The organism is Streptomyces sp. NPDC079020, assembly GCF_044542225.1.
In the GTDB taxonomy this organism is placed as follows: Bacteria; Actinomycetota; Actinomycetes; order Streptomycetales; family Streptomycetaceae; genus Streptomyces.
In genome coordinates, this window is record NZ_JBITUB010000006.1 from 64830 (window position 1) to 83606 (window position 18777).

Genomic DNA, 18777 nt, shown 5'->3' on the forward strand with positions numbered 1-18777 from the left:
GGCGCCTCACGGTCCGGCGGAAGGCCGGCGCCTCACGGTCCGGCGGAAGGCCGGCGCCCGAACACGCCGAAGGCGGCGGCACCGGGGATCCAGGAGGATCCGGGTGCCGCCGCCTTCGTAGGGGGTTCGGTACGGGGATACGTACCGGAATGGCGGAGAAGGGGGGCGGGGTCAGCCGGCGGCGGGCGCCGTCCACTGGGCCCAGCTCATGTTCCAGCCGTTGAGGCCGTTGTCCGGGGTGATGGTCTTGTCCGGGGAGTTCTTGACGATGACCACGTCGCCGACGAGCGAGTTGTTGTAGAACCAGGCGCCGGGCTGGCCGGGGTCACCGGCGCCCTTCACATCGGCGAGGCCCACACAGCCGTGGCTGGTGTTCGCCGAGCCGAAGATGCCCTTGCCCCAGTAGTTGCCGTGGATGAAGGTGCCCGAGGTGGACAGCCGCATGGCGTGCGGCACGTCCTTGATGTCGTACTCACCCTTGCCGTCGTCGTCGGTGAAGCCGACGGTCGCACCGTTCATCCGGGTCTCCTTGTACTTCTCGGAGATCACCATCTGACCGTTGTACGTGGGGTTGTCGGGCGAACCGGCGGAGATCGGGATGGTCTTGACCGTCTTGCCGTCCCGGGTGACCGTCATGGTCTTCGTCCGGGCGTCCACGGTGGAGACCTGGTTGCGGCCGACCTTGAAGGTGACCGTCTTCTGCTGGACGCCGAAGACACCGTCCGCGCCCTCGACACCGTCCAGCGCCAGCTTCAGCGTGACGGTGGAGCCGCCCTGCCAGTAGTCCTCGGGGCGCAGGTCCAGGCGCTGCGAGTTGAACCAGTGACCGGCGACCTCCTGGCCGCTGCTCGACGTCACGGTGATGCCGTCCTGGACGGCCTTCTTGTCCGTGATCGGCTTGTTGAAGTTGATCGAGACCGGCATGCCGACGCCGACGGTGGAACCGTCCTCGGGGGTGAAGTTCCCGATGAAGCTGTTGGCGGGCGACACCGTGGTGAAGGAGCTGTTCTCGTGCGCCTCGCGGCCCTTCGAGTCCTTCGCCGTGGCGTTGATCTTGTACGCGGTGGAGCGCTCCAGCTGACCGGCCGGCTGCCAGCTCAGGCCGTCCGCCGCCAGGGTGCCCTCGACCGCCTCGCCGGCCGCCGTGGTCATGACCACCTCGGTCAGCTTGCCCTTGGTGACGGTGACCTTGGCGTCGTTGTTGATGCTGGCGTTGGTGGCACCGTTCTTCGGCTTGATCGCTATCTGTGCCTCGGAAGCGTCCTCGGCGGCCGCCTTGTCCACCTCCTGCGCCTGCGATGTCTTCGAGCCGTCGGCGTTCGCTCCGCCCTTGTCCCCGTCGTCGCTACAGGCCGAAAGCACCAGCACGCCGCCGAGCAGTGCGGACACGGCCACGAGACCCCTGCGCCGCTTGCTGTCCGTCATCACACGCTTCTCCATCGTTGCCGATTCCCCAAAAATCCCCGAACGGGGCCGCCGGACGGCGAATACCCGTCAATGTTCCAAGAACACCCGGAACGGGCGCTCGGTTCCTCATCCCCGGCGGATGTGGGGAACACCACTCAATGACGTGGCGGTGGCAGCGGCGGTTCCCGGCCGGCCTGTGCATGCGCGGCCCGGGACACGGTTCGGCCCCGGCCCGCGGGTGGGCGGACCGGGGCCGTTCTCTCACACGTCAGCCCTGCCGTACCGCGTCACTGTTCTCGCCGTCGTCCCTCCCATTGTGCGCGACCGCGCCACCGCCGTCGCCGCCGCCCTCGCCGCCCTCCTCGTCGTCGCCGAGAAGGATCTCCTCCCCGAGGAGGAGCGCGTCCGTGAGGTAGTCCTCGTCCTCGTCGTCTTCCCAGCCCTCCGCGTCGGGGTCGTAGTCGACGCTCTCGCTGCTCCAGGAGGCCTGGGCCAGCTCGACCCCGGGTACCTCGCTGACCAGGTCGAAGGGGTCCACCAGGGAGGCGAGTGCCTCCGCCGCGTCGGCCCGGACGGTGCTCTCCGCCCGCGTGCGTTCCTCGGCGGTGTCGCTCTCGGCGATCCCGGTGACGGGCTCCCCGTACTCGGCGGCGATGCTTTCGAGCGCGGTGCCGGTCAGGGCGTCGGAGTCGGTGATCTCCAGCACCATCTCCACACGAAGTCGAACAAACCTGGATGTCTCTGAAGTGCTCATAAGCCGGAGCGTAAGGCTCCCGCTCTCCGCGACTTTCCTACGACCCGCTGCTTTGCTTAGCATCGGCCCACGGGGCTAACTCATGGTTGTCGCAAGGGGATCGAATCTGTGTCAGTCACTCGTCGCACACTGCTGACCACCACCGCCGCGGGCACCCTGCTCTGCGCTCTCTGGTTCGTTCCCTCGGCCAACGCGACCGTCGACAGGACGGCGCACAGGACCGGGGCGGCCGAATCCGCACAGCCGGGAGCGGCGCCCGCCGCCGGGAACGAGGGCCCGGGTGAGACCCTCGCCGACACCGGCACCGGGGTCGACACCAGGCCGTACCTGATCGGCGGCACGGCACTGCTGGGGATCGGCGCGGGCTTCGTCACGTACTCGGCGCGCCGGGGGACGGTACGTCCCGCGCTCTGAGCCGGTGAGCAGGACACACCGGTCACCCGCGGGGGCCGGTACGCGGGACACGGAGGGCTGCCGCACCACCCGGTGCGGCAGCCCTCCGTGCCGTACGGCGCTTCCGGTCCGCCCGGGGACCGGCGGGCTCAGGCCAGCGGCCCGGTGACCGGCTCCACGGCCTCCACGAGCTTCCCCTCGCGTACGAAGGTGTCCGCGGCGGCCAGGTCCGGCGAGAGGAAGCGGTCCGGTCCCGGGCCCTGGACGCCGGCCGCCCGCAGCGCGTCGATGGCGGCCCGCGAGGCGGGGGCAGGGGTGAGGCCCTGCGCGGCGCGCAGCTCGACGGCGCGGGTCGCCGCGTACAGCTCGACGGCGACGATCCGGGCGAGGCTGTCGACGGCGGTACGGAGCTTGCGCGCCGCGGACCAGCCCATGGAGACGTGGTCCTCCTGCATCGCGGAGGACGGGATCGAGTCGGCGGAGGCGGGGACCGCGAGCCGCTTCATCTCGCTGACCAGGGCGGCCTGGGTGTACTGGGCGATCATCAGGCCCGAGTCGACCCCGGCGTCGTCGGCGAGGAACGGCGGCAGCCCGTGCGAACGGTTCTTGTCCAGGAGCCGGTCGGTGCGGCGCTCGGAGATCGAGCCGAGGTCGGCGGCCACGATGGCGAGGAAGTCCAGGACGTACGCCACGGGGGCGCCGTGGAAGTTGCCGTTGGACTCGACCCTGCCGTCGGGCAGCACCACCGGGTTGTCGACGGCGGAGGCCAGCTCACGCCCGGCGACCACGGCCGCGTAGGCGAGGGTGTCCCGCCCCGCGCCGTTGACCTGCGGGGCGCAGCGCACCGAGTAGGCGTCCTGGACGCGCGGCGCGTCGCCTGTGATCTCGGCGTGCCGCCCCGTAAGACCGGAGCCCGCCAGTACCCGCAGCATGTTGTCGGCGCTGACGCCCTGGCCCGGGTGGGGGCGGATGGCGTGCAGTTCCGGCGCGAGGACCTTGTCCGTGCCGAGCAGCGCCTCCAGCGAGAGGGCGGCGGTGATGTCGGCCGAGGTGTAGAGGTTCTTGAGGTCGGCGAGGGCCATGACCAGCATGCCGAGCATGCCGTCGGTGCCGTTGAGGAGGGCGAGGCCCTCCTTCTCGCGCAGCTCGACCGGGGTAATGCCGTGAGCGGCGAGCAGTTCGCCCGCGGGGCGCACGGTGCCGCCGGGGCCCTCCGCGTCGCCCTCGCCCATCAGCGTCAGGGCGCAGTGCGAGAGCGGTGCCAGGTCGCCGGAGCAGCCGAGCGAGCCGTACTCGTGCACGACGGGCGTGATGCCCGCGTTGAGCACATCGGCCATGGTCTGCGCGACCTCGGGGCGTACGCCGGTGTGGCCGGAGGCGACCGTCTTCAGCCGGAGGAACATCAGGGCGCGCACGACTTCGCGCTCGACGTGGGGGCCCATGCCCGCGGCGTGCGAGCGGACGATGTTGCGCTGCAGCTGCGCCCGCAGGTCGGGGCTGATATGGCGGCTGGCGAGGGCGCCGAAGCCGGTGGAGACGCCGTAGACCGGCTCGGGCTTGGCGGCGAGCGCGTCCACGATCCGGCGGGCGGCGGCCAGCGCTTCCACGGCGGCGGCGGAGAGCTCGACCCGGGCTCCCCCGCGGGCCACGGCGATGACGTCCTCGGCGGTGGTACCGGACGTCCCCACCACGACTGTATGCATATCCATATTCAGAAGCGTACGGACTGAAACCCTTCATGTCACTAGTGGTAGCCCGGTTGACCCCTTACCGGACTCCGGGCGCCACCGGCGCGGCCCAGGGGCGCCCACGGGCAGCTCAGGGGCTGTCAGGGGTGACTCAACGGCGGCCAGGGGTCCCCCAGCCGCGACCGGGGGACGGCTCTCACGGCTGGTTGCCGCGCAGCCTGCGCCGGTCGTGGGCGGCCTTCGGCGGCGAATCGGCCAGCCGGATCACCTCGCCGTCGCGCCCGGCCACCACCGGCCCGACGGCGCGCGCCGCCTTGGCCCGGTACTGGGCCGCGTCCGCCAGCCGGAACAGCCGCCGCGCCGAGCGCACCTGCCCGATCGGGTCGCCGGTCGACGCGACCCCGCAGGCGACCCCGTCACCGAGTTCGAGCACGGCCGCCCGCGCGCACAGTTCCGTGGCGACCCGGACCACGTCGTCCGCGCCGGGCCCCACGGCGAGCAGGCAGAACTCGTCGCCGCCGAGCCGCGCCGCGAGGGCACCGGGCAGCATCGCGCCGCACCGGGACAGCACCGAGCCGAAACGTTCCAGCAGACGGTCACCGACCGCGTGGCCATGGGTGTCGTTGACCGTCTTGAGGCCGTTCAGATCGCAGACCACCAGGCTGACGACCGCACTGTCCGTACGGTGGCGCTCCAGGGCCTCGTCGAGCCGGACGTCGACGGCGCGGCGGTTGGCGAGACCGGTCAGCGGATCGGTGAAGGCGAGCTTGCGCACCTCCTCCAGGCGCTCCGTCTGAGCGATCCCGGCCGCGGCGACGGCGGCCAGCACGGTCGCGAAGTCCGCGTCGTCCCGGTCGAACACCGGCTCCCCCGCCCGGCGTGCGACATACAGCTCGCCCCAGGCCCGCCCGTGCAGCACGATCGGCGCGACCACGCAGCAGCCGCGCCCCCGCCGCCGCAGGGCCGCGACCCGCTGATGGCTGTACGGGCGGGTCCCGCGGGCCGGGCCGCCCGCACCGGGCAGCCCGTCGGCGGTCTCCACCCAGGCGTCCGGCTCCCCGCCGCCCGCCCACCGTTCGTGCAGGAACTCGGTGATCTCCGGGAACTGATGCACCGGGTACGCCTCTTCCTCGGGGAACTCCTCCTCCCCCTCGGCCCGCTGCCCGGCGTTCACCAGCACCCGGAGCCTGCCCCGGTCGCGCTCCCACACGGAGAGCGCGGCGAAGCTGCCGCCCAGCGCCTCACAGGCCCCCAGCGCCGCCGCCCGCCACGACTCGCGCGGGGTGTAGGCCGCGGCCATCGTCTGCGCCAGCGAAACCACGGCCCGCAGCCGCGTATCGTCACCACCCATTTGCATAGCTTATGTAGATTTATTCCGTTTTGATCAGTTTGAGACGTCGATAATCTTTCCGCGCCCCGCCCGCGTCACCCGGCGCGTCGCCGTCACTCACCGGGCCAGTTCGGCCTGCGCTTCTCGTTGAAGGCGGCCACGCCCTCCGCACGGTCCCCGGAGAAGGCCACCGACCGCCAGGCCGAGTCCTCCACTTCGAGGCCGGCGCGCAGATCCAGCCCGTGCCCCAGCCGCAGGGCGCGCTTGGCGGCCCGAAGTCCGACCGGGGAGTTGCCCGCGATCCGGCCGCCGAGCGCCAGCGCCTCCTCCCGGTCCCGGCCCGCTTCGACCAGTTCGTCGACCAGCCCCAGCTCCCGGGCCTCGGCGGCCTCCACCCGGCGCGCGGTGAACACCAGCTCGGCCGCCCGCGCCGCACCGACCCGGCGGGGCAGCAGCTGCGTACCGCCGCCGCCCGGGATCACCCCGACCGACACCTCGGGCAGACCGACCACGGCGGTGCGGTCGGCCACGATCAGGTCGCAGGCCAGGGCGAGCTCGAAGCCGCCGCCGAGCGCGAAGCCGTGCACGGCGGCGATCGTCGGCATCGGCAGTTCGAGCACCCCGGTGTACGCGGCCCGCGAGGTGGGCCGCTGCCGCATCAGCTCGGCATCGGTGAAGGAGTTGCGCTCCTTGAGGTCCGCGCCCACGCAGAAGGCCCGGTCATGACTGGAGGTGAGGACGGTGGCGCGTACGTCGCGGTCGGCGCCCAGCGCCTCACAGGCGGCCCCGATGGAGCGGGCCATCTCCGTGGACACGGCGTTCATGACCCTGGGCCGGTCGAGCACCAGCTCGGCGACATGATCCCGGCCCTCGTGCCGCCGTACGACGACGAACTCCCCGAACCGCTGCTCCGACGTGATGGTCATGGCTGCACCCCTCCGGTTGACGAGCGTTACCGGAGGGATCCTAGAGGCTGCCCCGCGGACAGGACCGGCCGTCGCCGACGGGAGCGCCGGCCGGCCGGTGGCCTCGCCCGTCCGGCCGCGCAGGGGCAGCGCCCGTCAGCTGCCCGTCTTCCCCCGCCGGGCCAGCAGCCACGGCTCCACGACTCCCAGCCCGCGCACCGGCCGCTGCCACATCGGCTGGAGCCCGAAGCGGTACGTGGGCAGGGGCGGGGCGTCCACGTCCTCCCGGCCCTCCTTCTCGGCCACCCGGGCCCGCTCCGCGGCGGCGGCGACCTCCTCGGCGGCCTGCGCCTCGGACGCGGGGGCGTCGCCGGTACGGGTCAGCTCCTGGGCGAAGGCCCCGTCGACCAGCACGGCGTCCTTCGGCGCTATGGAGGTGAGCCGGCTGGCGAGGTTCACCGTCGTACCGAAGACATCGCCCATCCGGGTGGTGACCGTGCCGAACGCGATGCCGACCCGCAGCGCAGGCATCGTCTCGTCCTGGGCCATGGCCTCGATCAGACGCAGCCCTATCTCGGCCGCCGTACCCGCGTCGTCGGCGGCGAACAGCACTTCGTCGCCGAGCGTCTTGATGAGCCGCCCGCCGTGGGCCGCGACCAGATCGGCGGCGGTGGTCTCGAAGGACTCGACCAGTTCGCCGAGCTCCTCCTCCTCCAGGCGCCGGGTCAGCCGGGTGAAGCCGACCAGGTCGGCGAAGCCGACGGCGAGCCGCCGGTCGACCATCTCGTCGTCGTCCGCGGCCTGCACGACCCGGCCGGTGGCGGCGGCGAGCTGACGCCGCCACACATAGATGAGGAACTCCTCCAGCTCCGGCAGCAGCAGCTCGATCAGCGGATACGTGACCTCGGTACGGGTCATCCCCGGCTCGGGCGGCTCGGTCAGCCCTTCCAGGAACGAGTCGATCTGCCATTCCGCCAGCCGGGCGGTGGTCTGCCCGGTCGACCGGGCCACCTGGATCGCCATCGGCTCGCTCAGCAGCCCCGCCTCGACGAGACCCGCGAGCCGGCGCAGCGCCAGCACATCGGCCTCGGTGAGCGCCCTGGCCTGCCCGATGTCGGCGAAGCCCATGGCCCGCCAGAACCGGGACGCCAGGTCCATGGAGACCCCGGCGGTACGGGCCGCCTGAAAGGGCGTGTAGCGGCGGTCGGCCCCCAGGATCAGCTGTTCGAGCCGGATCGCGAGGGGATCGTCGCTCGGCTCGGCCGTATGTTCGACCTCAAGATGCGGCGTGGGGTGGACCGAGGATCCCGGCGGGGGCTCCGCGCCCTCGCCGGAGGTCGTGTCGTCGACGGTCACCAGCCGCCTCCTGCCCGTTCCCTGCGCACTTCCCTGCCGATCTGTCGCCGGATCGCCTCAACGATACGGCAGGTGTGCCCTAGCTCACGTCCCCGGTTGCCCGGTACGGGTGCGTCGCGCGTGACATCTCCTGTATTCGCGGTATTCCGTTCTGGCCGGACCCCGGCAGATTCCCCCCGATCTCAGGTCAGACCGCCCTCCGCACCCCGCAGGTGCACGATGTCCCCCGCCGAAACCGGCTCCCGGAGCCCGTCCTCGGTGGACAGGACGAGACGGCCGTCGCCGTCGATCGCGACGGCCTCGCCGACGATCGACCGGTCACCGGGCAGCTGGGCCCGCACGGTCCGGTCCAGGGTGGCGCACCCCGCCGCGTAGGCCGCCTGGAGCCCGGACGCCGCGGCGTCACCGTCCGCCGCGCGCCAGGTCCCGTACCACTGCTCCAGGGAACGCAGGACGGCCCGCAGCAGGGTCTCCCGGTCGGTGGAGACCGCGTCGGCGAGGGCCAGCGAGCCCGCTGTCGGGGCGGGCAGCTCGTCGGCCCGCAGGGAGACATTGAGGCCCATGCCGATGACGACGCCGTCCCCGGCCCGCTCGGCGAGGATGCCGCCCGCCTTGCGCTCCGCGCCCTCCACCGTGACCAGCAGGTCATTGGGCCATTTCAGCGCCGTGTCGACGCCCGCCGACCTGGCGAGCCCCGTCGCGGCGGCGACCCCGGCCAGCAGCGGCAGCCATCCCCAGCGCTCCACGGGCACCTCACCGGGCGTCAGGAAGACCGAGAAAAAAAGCCCCGATCGCGGCGGCGCCGTCCATGTCCGGTCCAGGCGCCCGCGCCCCGCGGTCTGCTCCTCGGCGACCAGCACCGTGCCCTCGGTCAGCGAACCGGCACGTCGCGCGAGGTCGGAGTTGGTCGAGCCGGTCGACTCCACCACGTCGAGCGAGCTCCACAGCCCTCCGGGCCGCAGCAGCCCGCGGCGCAGCGCGGCGACGTTGAGGGGCGGCCGGTCCAGGTCCGACCAGCGGTTGTGTGGCGCATCCGGTGAAGTCATGCAAGCCACCCTAGGTGTGGCAAACGACGCACTGCCGAACCGTATCGGCGCCGATACCCTACGAGTCAGTAGCTAAACGGAGTACTGGCCGTCCCCCGTGACCGGTACTTGTCGTCCCCCGTGACCAGGCAGGGAGCCGCCACCCGATGTCCGAGCCGCAGAGCGACATCCACACCACCGCGGGCAAGATCGCGGACCTACAGCGCCGCATCGAAGAGGCGACGCACGCGGGATCCGCCCGCGCGGTCGAGAAGCAGCACGCCAAGGGCAAGCTGACCGCCCGCGAGCGGGTCGGTCTCCTGCTCGACGAGGGGTCCTTCGTGGAGCTGGACGAGTTCGCCCGGCACCGCTCCACCAACTTCGGCATCGAGAAGAACCGCCCGTACGGAGACGGTGTCGTCACCGGTTACGGCACGGTCGACGGCCGCCCCGTCTGCGTGTATTCGCAGGATTTCACGATCTTCGGCGGCTCGCTCGGCGAGGTCTACGGCGAGAAGATCGTCAAGGTCATGGACTTCGCCCTGAAGACCGGCTGTCCCGTCATCGGCATCAACGACGGCGGCGGCGCCCGCATCCAGGAGGGCGTGGCGGCCCTCGGCCTGTTCGCCGAGATCTTCCGCCGCAATGTGCACGCCTCGGGCGTGATCCCGCAGATCTCCCTGATCGTCGGACCGTGCGCGGGCGGTGCGGTGTACTCCCCCGCGATCACCGACTTCACGGTGATGGTCGACCAGACCTCGCACATGTTCATCACGGGGCCCGACGTCATCAAGACGGTCACCGGCGAGGACGTCGGCTTCGAGGAGCTGGGCGGGGCGCGTACGCACAACACCACCTCCGGTGTGGCCCACCACATGGCGGGTGACGAGAAGGACGCCATCGAGTACGTCAAGTCCCTGTTGTCGTACCTCCCTTCGAACAACCTCTCCGAGGCTCCCGCCTTCCCGGAGGAGGCCGATCTGGCCACCACGGACGAGGACCGCGAGCTGGACACCCTCATCCCGGACTCGGCGAACCAGCCGTACGACATGCACACCGCCATCGAGCATGTGCTGGACGACGGTGAATTCCTGGAGACCCAGGCCCTGTTCGCGCCGAACATCATCACCGGCTTCGGCCGCGTGGAGGGGCACCCGGTCGGCGTCGTCGCCAACCAGCCGATGCAGTTCGCCGGCTGCCTGGACATCGACGCGAGCGAGAAGGCGGCCCGCTTCGTCCGCACCTGCGACGCGTTCAACGTGCCGGTGCTGACCTTCGTCGACGTGCCGGGCTTCCTGCCGGGCGTGGACCAGGAGTACGGCGGCATCATCCGCCGCGGCGCCAAGCTGATCTACGCCTACGCGGAGGCCACCGTCCCGCTGATCACGGTGATCACCCGCAAGGCGTTCGGCGGCGCCTACGACGTCATGGGCTCCAAGCACCTGGGCGCCGACCTCAACGTCGCCTGGCCGACCGCGCAGATCGCCGTGATGGGCGCGCAGGGCGCGGTGAACATCCTGCACCGTCGTACGATCGCCGCCGCCGAAGACCCCGACGCGACCCGCGCCGAGCTGATGGCGGACTACGAGGACGCCCTGCTGAACCCGTACGTGGCGGCCGAGCGCGGCTACGTCGACGCGGTGATCATGCCGTCCGACACCCGGGCCCACATCGTGAAGGGTCTGCGTCAGCTGCGCACGAAGCGGGAGTCGCTGCCCCCGAAGAAGCACGGCAACATCCCCCTCTAGAAAGGCGTCTGGCCATGATCAAGGTCGTACGGGGCAACCCGACCCCGGAGGAGCTGGCCGCCGCCCTCGCGGTGGTCCGGGCCCGCGCCGCGGCGACGGCCGCCGTGTCCTCCGGCGGGCCGCTGCCGCCCGAGCAGTGGTCCGACCCGGGCCGCATCGCCCGCCGCGGACGCCCGCAGCCGGGCCCGCGGTCCTGGGCGCGGACGTACTGGCCCGTCTGACGCGCACTCCGCGCTGGCGGCGGACGGCCCGCGGAACCACGCGGTCCGGAGGAACGGGGCCGGTTGAGTATCCGTACTCAGGCGTGAGCGCGGGCATCGCAGCAGGATCGGAGCATGCTGTGGTCCGATCCCGAGAACAAGCCGCCGAAGGACCTGCGCGACGCCCAGGAGATGATGCGCCGCGCGGGTCTGGTGCTCGCGCTCGCCATGATCGTCGCGATGTTCGCCCTGGGTATCCGCTGAGCTTCGGCCGCGGGGGCGTACCGGGCCCTTCTACGATGGCCGGTATGACTGATCAGCGCCGCCTTGTGCTCGCCTCCGCCTCGCCCGCCCGTCTCGGCCTGCTCCGCCAGGCCGGTTTCGCTCCCGAGGTGATCGTCAGCGGCGTCGACGAGGACGCCCTGACCGCCCCGACGCCGGCCCGGCTGGCGCTCGTCCTGGCCGAGGCCAAGGCGGCGGCCGTCGCCGCCCGTCCCGAGGCCGCGGGCGCCCTGGTGATCGGCTGCGACTCCGTCCTCGAACTGGACGGCGAGGCGCTCGGCAAGCCCGCCGACGCCGAGGAGGCCACCGCGCGCTGGAAGTCCATGCGCGGCCGGTCCGGCATCCTGCGGACCGGACACAGCGTGATCGACACCGCGTCCGGCCGCACCGCCTCCGAGACCGCGTCCACCGTCGTCCGGTTCGGCGAGCCGACCGACGCCGAGGTCGCCGCCTATGTCGCCTCGGGCGAGCCGCTCCATGTGGCGGGGGCGTTCACCCTGGACGGCCGTTCGGCACCGTTCGTCGACTCGATCGAGGGCGACCACGGCAACGTCATCGGGCTCTCCCTGCCGCTGCTGCGCCGACTGCTCGGCGAACTGGACATCTCCGTGACGGAGTTGTGGGCCTGAGAGCCGCCCGGGAGTCGCGGGCCGCCGGGCACATCGGCCCGCGGAAGGGGCGTGAGCCAAGGCTGTCGCGCCCGCCAGGGGTTACGGAACAGCCGTCAGGCGGGCGCGGGCGCGGACGCTTCGGCACCGCTCCCGTTCCCCCTCCCGCCGGTGTCCGCGCCCTCGGAGCCGTACGCCACCAGCGTCAGCACGAGCAGCGCCAGCACGGCCATCATGAACGCGAAGGCGGCCCAGCCGACCAGACCCACCGTGAGGGCCCCCAGCACCCCGTGCACGACCGCGCACCCGATGAGGGCGACACGGCCCGCCCGCCCCGGCGAGCGGTCGCGTATCCCGGCCACGAGGGCGACCAGACCGCACAGCACCAGCAGGAGGCCGGAGACACCGCCCATCACCCAGGTGCCGGTGGACATGGCCTCCGGGTCCATTCCGGCGAGCGACATGTTCTGGTTCTCCGCGACCGTCGCGAGCACGGCGTTGATGAACACGATGCCCACGGCCTCCCCGAACAGTACGAGCGCCGTCACGACCGCCACCGGTCTGCGCACCACTGCGCCACCCCCTGTTACCTGTAGTACGTGTGATATGGCGGACCCTACTAATGGGTAATCGTTCGAACAAGGGGTCCCGCCACCCTCGCGGGCCGGGCAAAGAATCCACCGGCCGTTCGTAGGGAGTCCACAAAGAAATGCCCCGAAGCGTTGACTCAAATTACAGAGACCTGCACCACACCTCGTGGCTACTGTGCGCTTGAGGAACGCGGCGTACCGTGGTGCGACAAGGGATTTCACGACTCAAGCAAGCCTCGAATCACACTCCGTGTGGGCAAGCTCACTATTGGGGACGGGTCGTACGGCCGTGTCGGTAGTCCCTAAACTCAGCTTGTTTCAAGGAGGGAGTCATCGTGCGCAAGGTGCTCATCGCCAACCGTGGCGAAATCGCTGTCCGTGTTGCCAGGGCGTGCCGGGATGCCGGTATCGCGAGTGTGGCGGTCTACGCGGATCCGGACCGGGATGCTCTGCATGTCCGGGCGGCTGATGAGGCGTTCGCTCTGGGCGGTGACACCCCGGCCGCGAGTTATCTGGACATGGCCAAGGTGCTCCGGGCAGCGGCCGACTCGGGAGCGGACGCGATTCATCCGGGGTACGGGTTCCTGTCGGAGAACGCGGAGTTCGCCCAGGCGGTGCTCGACGCGGGTCTGACGTGGATCGGTCCGCCGCCGCAGGCGATCCGTGACCTCGGCGACAAGGTCGCCGCCCGGCACATCGCGCAGCGCGCGGGTGCCCCGCTCGTCGCGGGGACGCCGGACCCGGTGTCCGGCGCGGACGAGGTCGTGGCGTTCGCGGCCGAGAACGGGCTGCCGATCGCGATCAAGGCGGCGTTCGGCGGCGGCGGCCGCGGGCTGAAGGTGGCCCGGACGCTGGAGGAGATCCCGGAGCTGTACGACTCCGCGGTGCGTGAGGCGGTCGCGGCGTTCGGGCGGGGCGAGTGCTTCGTCGAGCGGTATCTCGACAAGCCCCGGCATGTGGAGACGCAGTGCCTGGCCGACACCCACGGCAACGTGGTGGTCGTCTCGACGCGTGACTGCTCGCTCCAGCGGCGGCACCAGAAGCTGGTCGAGGAGGCCCCGGCCCCGTTCCTGTCCGAGGCGCAGAACGCGGAGCTGTACGCGGCCTCGAAGGCGATCCTGAAGGAAGCCGGCTATGTCGGCGCCGGCACGGTCGAGTTCCTGGTCGGTCTGGACGGGACCATCTCGTTCCTGGAGGTCAACACCCGTCTCCAGGTCGAGCACCCGGTGACCGAGGAGGTCACCGGCATCGACCTGGTCCGCGAGATGTTCCGGATCGCGGACGGCGAGGAGCTCGGCTACGGGGACCCCGCGCTGCGCGGGCACGCGTTCGAGTTCCGGATCAACGGCGAGGACCCGGGCCGCGGGTTCCTGCCCGCCCCCGGCACCGTCACCACCTTCGCCCCGCCGACCGGTCCGGGTGTCCGTCTGGACACGGGCGTGGAGTCGGGCAGTGTGATCGGCCCGGCGTGGGACTCGCTCCTCGCGAAGCTGATCGTGACGGGTGCGACGCGGGAGCAGGCGCTCCAGCGGGCGGCCCGTGCGCTGGGTGAGTTCACCGTGGAGGGAATGGCGACCGCGATTCCGTTCCACCGCGCCGTGGTGGTCGACCCGTCCTTCACCTCGGACCCGTTCACCGTCCACACCCGGTGGATCGAAACGGAGTTCGTCAACGAGATCACGCCATTCACCGCGGCCGCCGACGCCGACAGCGACGACGAGCCGGGGCGCGAGACGGTCGTGGTCGAGGTCGGCGGGAAGCGGCTGGAGGTCTCGCTGCCCTCGTCCCTGGGCATGAGCCTGGCCCGGACCGGGCTCGCCGCGGGCGCGAAGCCGAAGCGGCGGGCGGCGAAGAAGGCCGGCTCCGCCGCCTCCGGTGACACCCTCGCCTCCCCGATGCAGGGCACGATCGTGAAGATCGCGGTCGAGGAGGGCCAGGAGGTCAAGGAGGGCGACCTCGTCGTCGTCCTCGAAGCGATGAAGATGGAGCAGCCGCTCAACGCGCACCGCGCGGGCACCGTCAAGGGCCTGGCGGCCGAGGTCGGCGCCTCCGTCTCCTCCGGCGCGATGATCTGCGAGATCAAGGACTGACCGCACGGCTGTTTCCCTGAGGGCCCGGTCCGGGTTGTGCGACTCGGACCGGGCCCTCGGGCATGCGGTGGCATCCTGGACCCAGGGATTCTGGGAGGACTGCGCGATGGCAAGGGCGATCTCGATGTCGACGAGCACGGCGCAGGGGCCGGACCGGCCGATGCGGGCGGACGCGCGCCGGAACTACGACCGGCTGCTGGGCGAGGCCCGTACGGCGTTCGCGGAACACGGCACCGATGCCTCGCTGGAGGACGTCGCGCGGCGGGCGGGTGTGGGCATCGGCACGCTGTACCGGCACTTCCCCAACCGGCACGCCCTGATGAACGCGGTGTTCCAGGAGGCCCTGAGCGCGCTCCTGGAGCGCTCCCGTGAGCTGGCGGGCGCCGAGCAGCCGTGCCGGGCGCTGGTGGAATGGCTGGGGGCGATCGTCACTCATGCGGGTGAATACCGCGGGCTGGCCCAGGCGCTCATGTCGGCCTCCCGCGACGAGACCTCGGCGCTGGCCCAGTGCCATACGCCCCTGCGGGAGGCGGGCGCCCGGCTGCTGTCACGGGCGCAGGAGAGCGGGTCGGTGCGGGCGGACGTCTCGATCGATGATCTGTTGCAGCTGACGAACGCGATCGCGCTGGCCGCGGAGCAGACGCCGGACGACCCGGCGCTGGCGGACCGTCTGCTGCTCCTGACGCTCCAGGGCCTGAAGGGCCGCGAGGAGCCCCCGCGCGGCTGACCCCGCGGGGTCCGGGCCCACTCCACTTCGCCGGGGCGCGAGCCCGGCGGCCGACGGCCGGGCCGGACCTGGGCGGGGTGTCCGCCGGGTGTCCGACGGGCGTCACGGGGCCCGGCGGGACGATCTGCCGGGGCGGTACGGTCCTAAGGGCTGTCCCGTAATCCCTGGCGGGCGCACGACGACAGCTACGGCACCTCGCCGCATTGTCGGAACGCCCGCATACATCCAGCATGCGGACGTCCCTCCGCCCTGCGATGCACCGCATCCGACGCCGCGCGCCGATCCGCCAGGGATTACGGGACAGCCCTTAGCGTCGGCGGAGGTCCGCCACCCTGGCCCGGTCACCCTGATCCGGCATGCCCGCCGCGTTCCGCAGCGGGCTCCCCAGCCCCCCGTTCTGCGTACGGCGCTGCCCCGGCAGGGGCATGTCGCGGCGGGCGGGCGGGCGGCCCGACGGCGCGCCTTCCCCGCCGGAGGTGCCCGGCTCCGGTCCCGCCACCGTGATCTCCACGCCCTGGTCCGCCAGGGCCTGGAGCTCGGCGGCGGCACGCTCGTCGTGGGGCGGGGGTTCGTCCGTCACCAGCCGGGTGATGAGGTCCGTCGGCACCGTCTGGAACATGGTGTCGGAGCCCAGCTTGGTGTGGTCCGCCAGGACGACCACCTCCGCGGCGGCCTGCACCAGTGCGCGATCGACGCTCGCGGAGAGCATGTTGGAGGTGGACAGGCCGCGTTCGGCGGTGAGACCGCTCCCGGACAGGAACGCCCGGGAGACCCGCAGCCCCTGGAGGGACTGCTCGGCCCCGCTGCCCACGAGGGCGTAGTTGCTCCCGCGCAGGGTGCCTCCGGTCATCACCACTTCCACCCGGTTGGCATGGGCCAACGCCTGGGCGACCAGCAGCGAGTTGGTGACCACGGTGAGACCGGGAACCCGCGCGAGCCGGCGGGCCAGCTCCTGCGTGGTCGTACCGGCGCCGACCACGATGGCCTCGCCCTCGCCGACGAGACCGGCGGCGACATCCGCGATGGCCGTTTTCTCCGCGGTGGAGAGGTGGGATTTCTGCGGAAAGCCGGACTCCCGCGTAAAACCGCCCGGCAAGACCGCACCGCCGTGCCGGCGGTCGAGGAGTCCTTCTGCCTCCAGTGCCCGCACGTCCCGCCGTACGGTCACTTCGGAGGTCTGGACGACGCGGGCGAGCTCACGGAGCGATACCGCCCCGTTGGCACGCACCATTTCGAGGATCAACTGACGACGTTCTGCAGCGAACACGGAACTGACAGTAACGTGACCGCCGGATAGTTTTCAGCAGTTTGCGCCGAATAACAGAAGTTGTACGCACAAGGGGCCGCCAAGTGGTATAGGCGGCCCCTCTGTTGTCCCGAAGTGATCGCGCGGCGCCCCCGGACCCGCCTGAGTTGCCGGGGGTTGCCGGGGATTGCCGGGTTCTACGCCTCGCCGGTGAGCTTGCGGGTGTGCAGCTGCCGGGCCACTTCGGCGATCGATCCGGACAGGGACGGGTACACGGTGAAAGCGTTTGCGATCTGTTCCACCGTCAAGTTGTTGTCGACCGCGATCGAGATCGGATGGATGAGTTCGCTGGCGCGCGGTGCGACGACGCAGCCGCCGACCACGATGCCGGTGCCGGGCCGGCAGAAGATCTTGACGAACCCGTCGCGGATGCCCTGCATCTTGGCGCGCGGGTTGCGCAGCAGCGGCAGCTTCACCACACGGGCGTCGATCTTGCCCGCGTCGACGTCGGCCTGGCTGTAGCCGACGGTGGCGATCTCCGGATCGGTGAAGACGTTCGAGGAGACCGTCTTCAGGTTCAGCGGGGCCACCGCGTCACCGAGGAAGTGGTACATCGCGATCCGGCCCTGCATCGCGGCCACCGAGGCCAGCGCGAAGATCCCGGTGACATCGCCCGCCGCGTAGACGCCGGGGGCGCTCGTGCGGGAGACCCGGTCGGTCATGATGTGCCCGGACTCCTTGAGCCGGACCCCGGCCTCCTCCAGGCCCATGCCCGCGGTGTTCGGGATCGCGCCGACCGCCATCAGACAGTGCGAGCCGGAGATGACCCGGCCGTCGGCGAGGGTGACCTCGACCCGGTCGCCCACCCGCTTCGCGGACTGGGCCCGGGAGCGGGCCATGACATTCATGCCCCGGCGCCGGAAGACGTCCTCCAGGACGGCGGCGGCGTCCGGGTCCTCACCGGGCAGCACCCGGTCCCGGGAGGAGACGAGGGTGACGCGCGAGCCGAGCGCCTGGTAGGCACCCGCGAACTCGGCACCCGTCACACCGGAGCCGACCACGATCAGTTCCTCGGGCAGCTCGTCGAGGTCGTAGACCTGGGTCCAGTTCAGGATGCGCTCGCCGTCGGGGAGCGCGTCCGGGATCTCGCGGGGGTGACCACCGGTGGCGACCAGCACGGCGTCGGCGGTGAGCCGTTCCTCCGTACCGTCGGCGGCGGTCACGACGACCTGGCGGGACCCGTCGGCGGCCTGGAGACCTTCGAGACGGCCGCGGCCGCGCATCACCCGGGCACCGGCACGGGTGACGGACGCGGTGATGTCGTGGGACTGGGCGAGCGCGAGGCGCTTGACCCGTCGGTTGACCTTGCCGAGGTCGACGCCGACCACGCGCGCCGCCTGTTCCAGGTGCGGCGTGTCGTCGGCGACGATGATGCCCAGCTCCTCGTACGAGGAGTCGAAGGTGGTCATCACCTCTGCCGTCGCGATCAGGGTCTTCGAGGGCACACAGTCGGTGAGTACCGAGGCTCCGCCGAGGCCGTCGCAGTCCACGACAGTCACCTCCGCGCCGAGCTGGGCGCCCACCAGTGCCGCCTCGTAGCCGCCGGGGCCGCCGCCGATGATCACGATCCGGGTCACGAAAAGTCCGCCTCGCGTGGTGTCATCCCACGGCCGTCTGCCGCCCCGGCCGGGGGTCCGGGGGATCGCCCCGGGGGAATGCAGTACGTACTCCATTGTCCCGCACGCGCCAAAGTGCTTCGCCCCGGGGCCCTCCATACGTGGCGCGGGCGCCGTGGCCACGCGCGGAGAACTCCCCGACCGGGGGCTTCCTCTCCGGAATCGGCACTCCCGCGGCCACCTCCCGTACCCTCGACCTCATGTCGCTCTACGCCGCGTACGCCGGCAACCTCGACGCGCGGCTGATGACCCGCCGCGCCCCGCATTCGCCGCTGCGCGGTACCGGCTGGCTCAACGGCTGGCGGCTGACCTTCGGCGGGGAGCAGATGGGCTGGGAAGGGGCGCTGGCCACCGTGGTGGAGGCGCCGCGGTCCCAGGTCTTCGTGGCGCTGTACGACCTCGCGCCGATGGACGAGGACTCCATGGACCGCTGGGAGGGTGTCGGGCTCGACATCTACCGGCGGATGCGGGTGCGGGTGCACACCCTGGACGGCGAGGAGCCGGCCTGGATGTACGTACTGAACGGATACGAGGGCGGGCTGCCTTCGGCCAGGTATCTCGGCGAACTGGCGGACGCCGCGGAGTCCGCGGGCGCACCGCACGACTATGTGATGGAGCTGCGCAAGCGGCCCTGCTGAACCCGGGCGGGCCCGCCTTCCGCCCGCTCCCCCTCGTTCACGGGTTCGTATGAAAGTACGACCATGACCGGCCAGACTCTTCGCATGGGCATCTACGCGCGTAGGGAATCAGCG

The 18777-nt window shown here is 71.5% G+C and carries 18 protein-coding genes; 8 read left to right on the forward strand and 10 right to left on the reverse strand.

Annotated features, from left to right (window positions below; translation table 11 throughout):
• Window positions 1-171: 171 nt before the first annotated feature.
• Both ACIGJO_RS14290 and ACIGJO_RS14295 read right to left on the reverse strand, forming a co-directional pair.
• Window positions 172-1440 carry an Ig-like domain-containing protein gene (locus ACIGJO_RS14290; protein WP_399957175.1) on the reverse strand — a complete coding sequence of 423 codons (1269 nt, stop codon included), beginning with the start codon at window positions 1438-1440 and terminating at the stop codon, window positions 172-174.
• Window positions 1441-1675: 235 nt separating this feature from the next.
• Window positions 1676-2161: a hypothetical protein gene (locus ACIGJO_RS14295; RefSeq protein ID WP_399957178.1), complete on the reverse strand. Its 486-nt coding sequence runs from the start codon at window positions 2159-2161 to the stop codon at window positions 1676-1678.
• A gap of 108 nt (window positions 2162-2269) precedes the next feature.
• Between ACIGJO_RS14295 and ACIGJO_RS14300 the strand changes: the two genes are divergently transcribed.
• Window positions 2270-2575 carry a hypothetical protein gene (locus ACIGJO_RS14300; protein WP_399957181.1) on the forward strand — a complete coding sequence of 102 codons (306 nt, stop codon included), beginning with the start codon at window positions 2270-2272 and terminating at the stop codon, window positions 2573-2575.
• A gap of 128 nt (window positions 2576-2703) precedes the next feature.
• Here the strand turns inward: ACIGJO_RS14300 and hutH are convergent, their stop codons facing one another.
• The 5 genes from hutH to ACIGJO_RS14325 all read right to left on the reverse strand — a co-directional run bounded on the left by hutH (window position 2704) and on the right by ACIGJO_RS14325 (window position 8879).
• Window positions 2704-4263: a histidine ammonia-lyase gene (hutH, locus tag ACIGJO_RS14305; protein WP_399957184.1), complete on the reverse strand. Its 1560-nt coding sequence runs from the start codon at window positions 4261-4263 to the stop codon at window positions 2704-2706.
• A 175-nt stretch (window positions 4264-4438) separates the two neighbouring features.
• Window positions 4439-5593, reverse strand: coding sequence for a diguanylate cyclase domain-containing protein (locus ACIGJO_RS14310; protein WP_399957187.1), 1155 nt, complete (start codon window positions 5591-5593; stop codon window positions 4439-4441).
• Between the two features lie 92 nt (window positions 5594-5685).
• Window positions 5686-6498 (reverse strand): enoyl-CoA hydratase/isomerase family protein, encoded by an 813-nt coding sequence (locus ACIGJO_RS14315; protein ID WP_399957190.1) that lies wholly within the window; start codon window positions 6496-6498, stop codon window positions 5686-5688.
• Between the two features lie 135 nt (window positions 6499-6633).
• Window positions 6634-7833, reverse strand: coding sequence for an adenylate/guanylate cyclase domain-containing protein (locus ACIGJO_RS14320; RefSeq protein ID WP_399957192.1), 1200 nt, complete (start codon window positions 7831-7833; stop codon window positions 6634-6636).
• Window positions 7834-8015: 182 nt separating this feature from the next.
• Entirely contained in the window at window positions 8016-8879 is an 864-nt protein-coding gene (locus tag ACIGJO_RS14325) for a biotin--[acetyl-CoA-carboxylase] ligase (RefSeq protein ID WP_399957194.1), read from the reverse strand.
• 146 nt (window positions 8880-9025) lie between these two features.
• Between ACIGJO_RS14325 and ACIGJO_RS14330 the strand changes: the two genes are divergently transcribed.
• From ACIGJO_RS14330 to ACIGJO_RS14345, 4 genes are all read left to right on the forward strand, one after another.
• Window positions 9026-10606, forward strand: a complete 1581-nt coding sequence (locus tag ACIGJO_RS14330) for an acyl-CoA carboxylase subunit beta (RefSeq protein WP_399957196.1) — start codon at window positions 9026-9028, stop codon at window positions 10604-10606.
• Between the two features lie 14 nt (window positions 10607-10620).
• A complete protein-coding gene (locus ACIGJO_RS14335; protein WP_399957198.1) occupies window positions 10621-10827 on the forward strand; it encodes an acyl-CoA carboxylase epsilon subunit in 207 nt (68 codons plus the stop codon).
• 114 nt (window positions 10828-10941) lie between these two features.
• The gene (gene mmpB, locus ACIGJO_RS14340) at window positions 10942-11070 is read left to right on the forward strand and encodes a morphogenic membrane protein MmpB (protein ID WP_399957201.1); all 129 of its coding nucleotides are present in this window, start codon (window positions 10942-10944) and stop codon (window positions 11068-11070) included.
• A gap of 35 nt (window positions 11071-11105) precedes the next feature.
• The gene (locus ACIGJO_RS14345) at window positions 11106-11717 is read left to right on the forward strand and encodes a Maf family protein (RefSeq protein WP_399957204.1); all 612 of its coding nucleotides are present in this window, start codon (window positions 11106-11108) and stop codon (window positions 11715-11717) included.
• Window positions 11718-11812: 95 nt separating this feature from the next.
• Here the strand turns inward: ACIGJO_RS14345 and ACIGJO_RS14350 are convergent, their stop codons facing one another.
• The gene (locus ACIGJO_RS14350) at window positions 11813-12265 is read right to left on the reverse strand and encodes a hypothetical protein (RefSeq protein ID WP_399958116.1); all 453 of its coding nucleotides are present in this window, start codon (window positions 12263-12265) and stop codon (window positions 11813-11815) included.
• 356 nt (window positions 12266-12621) lie between these two features.
• On the opposite strand from ACIGJO_RS14350, the gene ACIGJO_RS14355 reads away from it, so the two are divergent.
• Entirely contained in the window at window positions 12622-14376 is a 1755-nt protein-coding gene (locus ACIGJO_RS14355; RefSeq protein ID WP_399957207.1) for an acetyl/propionyl/methylcrotonyl-CoA carboxylase subunit alpha, read from the forward strand.
• A gap of 106 nt (window positions 14377-14482) precedes the next feature.
• The gene (locus ACIGJO_RS14360) at window positions 14483-15103 is read left to right on the forward strand and encodes a TetR/AcrR family transcriptional regulator (RefSeq protein WP_399957210.1); all 621 of its coding nucleotides are present in this window, start codon (window positions 14483-14485) and stop codon (window positions 15101-15103) included.
• Window positions 15104-15410: 307 nt separating this feature from the next.
• Here ACIGJO_RS14360 and ACIGJO_RS14365 read toward each other — a convergent pair whose 3' ends face one another.
• Entirely contained in the window at window positions 15411-16370 is a 960-nt protein-coding gene (locus tag ACIGJO_RS14365) for a DeoR/GlpR family DNA-binding transcription regulator (RefSeq protein WP_399957213.1), read from the reverse strand.
• A gap of 176 nt (window positions 16371-16546) precedes the next feature.
• Window positions 16547-17986, reverse strand: a complete 1440-nt coding sequence (locus ACIGJO_RS14370) for an NAD(P)H-quinone dehydrogenase (protein ID WP_266923186.1) — start codon at window positions 17984-17986, stop codon at window positions 16547-16549.
• 239 nt (window positions 17987-18225) lie between these two features.
• Between ACIGJO_RS14370 and ACIGJO_RS14375 the strand changes: the two genes are divergently transcribed.
• Entirely contained in the window at window positions 18226-18663 is a 438-nt protein-coding gene (locus ACIGJO_RS14375; RefSeq protein ID WP_073718187.1) for a gamma-glutamylcyclotransferase, read from the forward strand.
• Window positions 18664-18777 lie beyond the last annotated feature (114 nt).

Bases quoted from the DNA above. Each gene is read 5' to 3' on its own strand.
- ACIGJO_RS14325 (WP_399957194.1), bottom strand. From the start codon at position 8,879: ATGACTTCACCGGATGCGCCACACAACCGCTGGTCGGACCTGGACCGG.
- ACIGJO_RS14330 (WP_399957196.1), top strand. From the start codon at position 9,026: ATGTCCGAGCCGCAGAGCGACATCCACACCACCGCGGGCAAGATCGCG.
- ACIGJO_RS14290 (WP_399957175.1), bottom strand. From the start codon at position 1,440: ATGGAGAAGCGTGTGATGACGGACAGCAAGCGGCGCAGGGGTCTCGTG.
- mmpB (WP_399957201.1), top strand. From the start codon at position 10,942: ATGCTGTGGTCCGATCCCGAGAACAAGCCGCCGAAGGACCTGCGCGAC.
- ACIGJO_RS14345 (WP_399957204.1), top strand. From the start codon at position 11,106: ATGGCCGGTATGACTGATCAGCGCCGCCTTGTGCTCGCCTCCGCCTCG.
- ACIGJO_RS14295 (WP_399957178.1), bottom strand. From the start codon at position 2,161: ATGAGCACTTCAGAGACATCCAGGTTTGTTCGACTTCGTGTGGAGATG.
- hutH (WP_399957184.1), bottom strand. From the start codon at position 4,263: ATGGATATGCATACAGTCGTGGTGGGGACGTCCGGTACCACCGCCGAG.
- ACIGJO_RS14375 (WP_073718187.1), top strand. From the start codon at position 18,226: ATGTCGCTCTACGCCGCGTACGCCGGCAACCTCGACGCGCGGCTGATG.
- ACIGJO_RS14335 (WP_399957198.1), top strand. From the start codon at position 10,621: ATGATCAAGGTCGTACGGGGCAACCCGACCCCGGAGGAGCTGGCCGCC.
- ACIGJO_RS14360 (WP_399957210.1), top strand. From the start codon at position 14,483: ATGGCAAGGGCGATCTCGATGTCGACGAGCACGGCGCAGGGGCCGGAC.
- ACIGJO_RS14310 (WP_399957187.1), bottom strand. From the start codon at position 5,593: ATGGGTGGTGACGATACGCGGCTGCGGGCCGTGGTTTCGCTGGCGCAG.
- ACIGJO_RS14315 (WP_399957190.1), bottom strand. From the start codon at position 6,498: ATGACCATCACGTCGGAGCAGCGGTTCGGGGAGTTCGTCGTCGTACGG.